General features: G+C 69.8%; 5 protein-coding genes. All 5 read right to left on the reverse strand.

What is annotated here, in order from left to right; genetic code table 11:
• Positions 1-19 precede the first annotated feature (19 nt).
• Positions 20-256, reverse strand: a complete 237-nt coding sequence (locus tag AOK18_RS21275) for a hypothetical protein (RefSeq protein ID WP_055695392.1) — start codon at positions 254-256, stop codon at positions 20-22.
• A 107-nt stretch (positions 257-363) separates the two neighbouring features.
• The gene (locus AOK18_RS21280) at positions 364-939 is read right to left on the reverse strand and encodes a hypothetical protein (RefSeq protein ID WP_055695393.1); all 576 of its coding nucleotides are present in this window, start codon (positions 937-939) and stop codon (positions 364-366) included.
• A gap of 278 nt (positions 940-1,217) precedes the next feature.
• Complete coding sequence (locus AOK18_RS21285; RefSeq protein WP_055695394.1) at positions 1,218-1,640, reverse strand: hypothetical protein; 423 nt, start codon at positions 1,638-1,640, stop codon at positions 1,218-1,220.
• Between the two features lie 758 nt (positions 1,641-2,398).
• A complete protein-coding gene (locus AOK18_RS21290) occupies positions 2,399-3,499 on the reverse strand; it encodes a ParB/RepB/Spo0J family partition protein (RefSeq protein WP_055695395.1) in 1,101 nt (366 codons plus the stop codon).
• On the reverse strand, positions 3,499-4,161 hold the full coding sequence (locus tag AOK18_RS35560) for a ParA family protein (RefSeq protein WP_107100363.1): 663 nt from the start codon (positions 4,159-4,161) through the stop codon (positions 3,499-3,501). The genes AOK18_RS21290 and AOK18_RS35560 overlap by 1 nt, the downstream gene beginning before the upstream one ends.
• Positions 4,162-4,245 lie beyond the last annotated feature (84 nt).

Below are 4,245 nucleotides of genomic sequence, written 5' to 3' on the forward strand. Positions count from 1 at the left end.
GTATCAGGGGTGGCGGGGGTCAGGGGAGAGCGTCGCGGGAGTGCACCCACGCCGCATGGACCTCCAGCAGGTCCGACCAGGACGCGCAGTTCGCCCCGCGGCGTTTCACCAGCGTGACCCCGCGCGCCCTGCTCTGCCGTTCCAACGTGCTCTTGGAAATGTCGTGCCCCGTCTTGCGGAACAGTTCGACCGCGTCCGTGAGCCTGACCTCGTCCGCGGCAGCGTCGTCGTAGGGACCTATCAGTGCTGTGGCCATCAGGCCTCCCGGGGTCGGCGGCCGCAGTTCGCAGCTCCGGCGGCCGATACGGGTGTTACAGGTGTGACATTACGTTTTGGTGCCTTGTACGACTCTGCTACCCCGGATCAGGTTGCCCTCACGTCCCGAAGATTTTTTCGGGCGGTGACGTGCTCGTGGGCGAGCCGGGCGAAGGTGATCGTGGTCGACAGTCCTTCCTCGTCCACGCATCTGCGGTTGGTGCACACGATGCGCCGCGTCAGCTTGTCCCACATCAGGCCCCAGGTGCGGCAGTCGGGGCAGGGGTGGGGCGGGATGACGTCGGTGTCGCCGGCCGCGACGGCGTGCTCCAGGCTGTGCTGGTACTCCAGTACTTCGCGTCGCTGCTGCACGATCTCCGGGGCGTGCACCGTGTTCTCCACGCACCACCGGTACACGTCCAGGACGTCGTCGGGGAGGGGTTCGGCGTCCGGGTTGACTTCCCGGGTGTATGCCGCGACTTCGGCGACGGTGCGGTCGATGTGCTCGAGGACGCGCACGTTGAGGGGCATGCCGGGGTTGGTGGCGGTGGCGCGGGGTTGGTTGCTGATGTAGCTGTGGCCGTCGGGTCCGGTGACGGGATGCTCTCGGAAGTACTTGGAGAGATGGCGCAGTCCCGCTGCGGCGTTTGCTGCGTTGTCCTCGGTGGCGTCCCCTTGGCCCATGGTGTCCCCGTTCCCCGTCGGGCGGCCGCCGGGGGCGCAGGGCTTCCGTACAGGTTTGTGCGGGGCGCGCGCCGGAGGCCGGAAGTGGTAACTCCGGGTAATTCCGGACGGCTCATTCTGACACGCGCTCCCCGGAAGGTGAACGCACTGTGGTAAATGATCAACGGCCTGTTGTCGGGATGGGTGGCAGCACCCATGCGCAATACGCGAAAACCCCCGGCACATCCGGACATCCCGGAGGGCGGACCGGGCGGGACAGTCGGGCCGGGGCGGGCCGGTCAGATGAGGCGGGGGACCTGCCGCATGCCGTCTATCACCGCGGTGAGCTCGGCGAGTTGGTCGGCGGTGATGACATCGTTCGCGTGGGAGCCCTGGAGGGCCCGTTCGATGATGTCCAGGGTGCGCAGGAACGCGGCCGCGGTGGCGGGGTTGGTCAGGGACTGCTCGATGTCGTTGAAGGACATCTCGAGGCTCTCGGCGAACGCCTCGAGGGCGCTGCGCTGGCCGTCCGTCGGGGCGTTGTCCGGCTCGCCCCCCGGCGTGCTTCCCGGCGGTGTCGTCATCGTCTTCGCCCACCTGCCCCTGACCGTGCGGAGTGCGCTGCTGCGGCGGCGCTTGTCGAGGTCGATTACGGGCGCGGGTCCGGTCTTGTTCATGACGCAGGGGCGTTCGGGGGTGGTGGCGTGCTCTGCTGCGGACATGGGGGCGTCACCCCGTTCCTCCGGCAGATGGTGGGAAGGGTCTCGTGCACCCGCCGGCTGTGGTCGGTGGTCGGCGGGTCCCGCGGTCCACGATGTGGCTGCCAGTCCACGACGTGGAGTGCCACTGTCGCACCGATCGAGGTAGGTGGGTAATGCGTGAAGACACTTTCACCATGTCGTGACTGGATTCACTACCCGGGTGGCGGGATCCGTTACGTGGTGTGTACGTGGCGTGGAATTGCGCACGGAATTGCATGTGCAGGATGGCGGCGGGGTGCCCCGTGCTGGTTCGGGGTGCGGTGTTGCCGACAACGCGCCCGGCCTGGCACGGGGACCTTGAGACCTCACCGGCTCGCCCGGGTGGGCAGGCCCGTCAGATGACGCGAGTCTAGTCCCGGATGCCGTCACCCTGGTAGGGGCGTTCCCCGCCCGGTTTCGGGGCGGGCTGGGGGTGTGGGGTGGTCGGCCGCCGGGCGGGCCGGGGGCGCGTGGAGGGCTGCGAAAGAGAGCACTGGTGCTCCCACCTCGTGGCGTCCTGGCCTGGTCGGGCGGCCGACCGTCCTGTGGGGGTTCCGCGGGGCCAGCCAAAGCGGAATTGATGCCTGGGGCAAGAGTTGGTCAAGAGGGTCACTCGAAAGGCGGATGAGAAACCCCAGCAAGCCACACGTATTGACCTTTCGTCAATAGAGGTGTGGTCCACGGAAAGAAAGGCCCCGCCCACCTGGCCGAGGGCCGGGCGGGCGGGGCCGTCACATGGGTCAGGAGGCGTTCGCCGTCTGCTTCTCCCAGTGCGCGTTGCACGCGTCGAGCATCCGCTTGAACTCGCCCGGCGCCATTCGGTGGATCAAGTACTGCGCGGCTTCCGGCCCGTTCTCGTAGGGGAACCTGGGCGCCTTGCGCTCACCGCCCTCCGCCGCCGGCACGGCGGCCGCAGGCTGCGGGGGCACGGGCGCCGGCTGCTCCCGCGGGGCGGGCTGCCGGCTTGCCGCGGTGAACCGGACCTCCGCGACCTCCGGCGCCCGGGACGGTTCCCGGGCCGGGGGCGGGACAGGCTGCTCCACCGGCCCCGGCGCCTGCTGCGGTCGGCTCTCGCCGGCCGGGGCGTATACCGCGGTATACGTTTCCGGATGCCCGCCGTCACCGGCAGGGGCGGGCGCGGGTCCGGCCGGGGCCGGCTTTACCGGGCGGGGCTGCTCCTGGTCCGCCGTCCACGCCGCGTACTGCTCTGCCGGCGGCAGGGCCGCGTACCGGCGCATGTCTCGAAACGCGGTCAGCTTCCCCTCGAGGACGAGCTGCACCATCTGGTCCGATAGCCGCAGCAGTCCGATGCGCTGGTTGAACCATGCCTTCGACTTGCCCATCGCCCGCGCCGCGGCGGCTTGATTCCCGTCGTGGAGGTCGAGCATGGCGCGCAGCCCGTCGGCCTCCTCGATGGGGTTGAAGTTGGCGCGCTGCACGTTCTCCGACAGGACCGCGGCGAGGAACCGGACCCGGGAGTCGGTGAGGTCGTGCCGCAGCATGAGGTCGAGGCTGTCGAGGCCGACCTTGACGGCGGCCCGCCACCGCCGCTCGCCGGCGGCCATGACGTACCGGCAGGTGTCGGGGAGCTGGTCGGCGTGCTCCGGGTACAGCTTCAGGTAGGCGGCCTTGTTCACGGCCACGCACGGCTGGAGCTGCCCGGAGCGCATGTCCTCGCCGAGTTCGACGAGTTCGTCCGCATCGAAGGCGCGCCGCGGGTTCAGCGGGGTGGGGGCGACCGTGTGCGGGGGGACGTGGATGAGGTCGGGGCGGCTGGCCCCGGGGACGGCTTCGACCTTGCTTGCGGCGAGGGAGGCGAGGGAGACGCGCTTGCCGGCCATCAGCGGCGCCCTCCGTAGCCACGCTCGAGCGCCAGGCGGAAGTAGTCCTCGCGGGCGCGCAGGGTGGTGCCGTTGTCGGCGTACTGGGTGACGACCTTGCCTTCGGACGCCGCCCGGGTGTGGATCTTGTAGCGGCGGATGACGGTCTTCGCGCGGGGCCAGCCCATGGCGTCGATGTAGGCGACGGTGTCCTCGAGGTCCGCCTTGCCGTCGCGGGGGTCCCACGCGTTGATGACGACCGTGTACGGCAGGCCGCGGGGGACGATGACGCGTTCGATGGTGCGGGCGGTGGGGTCGAAGGCGAGCGGCTCGGGCGGCATGGGGACGAGGACGTCGTCGGCGATGTCGAGGGCGGCGGCGAGGATGTGTTCGTTCTCGAGGCTGCCGGGGGTGTCGATGAAGATGTGCTGCCGGTCGTCACTGTTGCCGAGGACGTCGTGGGTGACGGCGGCGAGGTTGACGGCGGTGGTGGTTTTGCCGACGCCGCCCTTCTGGTTGGCGATGACGTGGATCTGCGCGCCCAGGTTCTTGAGGGCGGCGAGGCTGTCGGGGTCTTCGTGGGCGGCGGCGAAGTCGAAGGGCAGGTTGTCGCCGACGCGGTCGGCCCACCAGATGGTTGACCCTTGGGGGTCGGTGGACACGACGAGGACTGAGGAGGGCATGGTGCTCCGTTTCCGTGTGCTTCCCGGGGCGTGGTGCCCTGGTACTCGGACGGGGCATAGCTTCTCAGATGGGTGGGGTGGGGC

The organism is Streptomyces prasinopilosus (assembly GCF_001419695.1).
Lineage (GTDB): Bacteria > Actinomycetota > Actinomycetes > Streptomycetales > Streptomycetaceae > Streptomyces > Streptomyces prasinopilosus.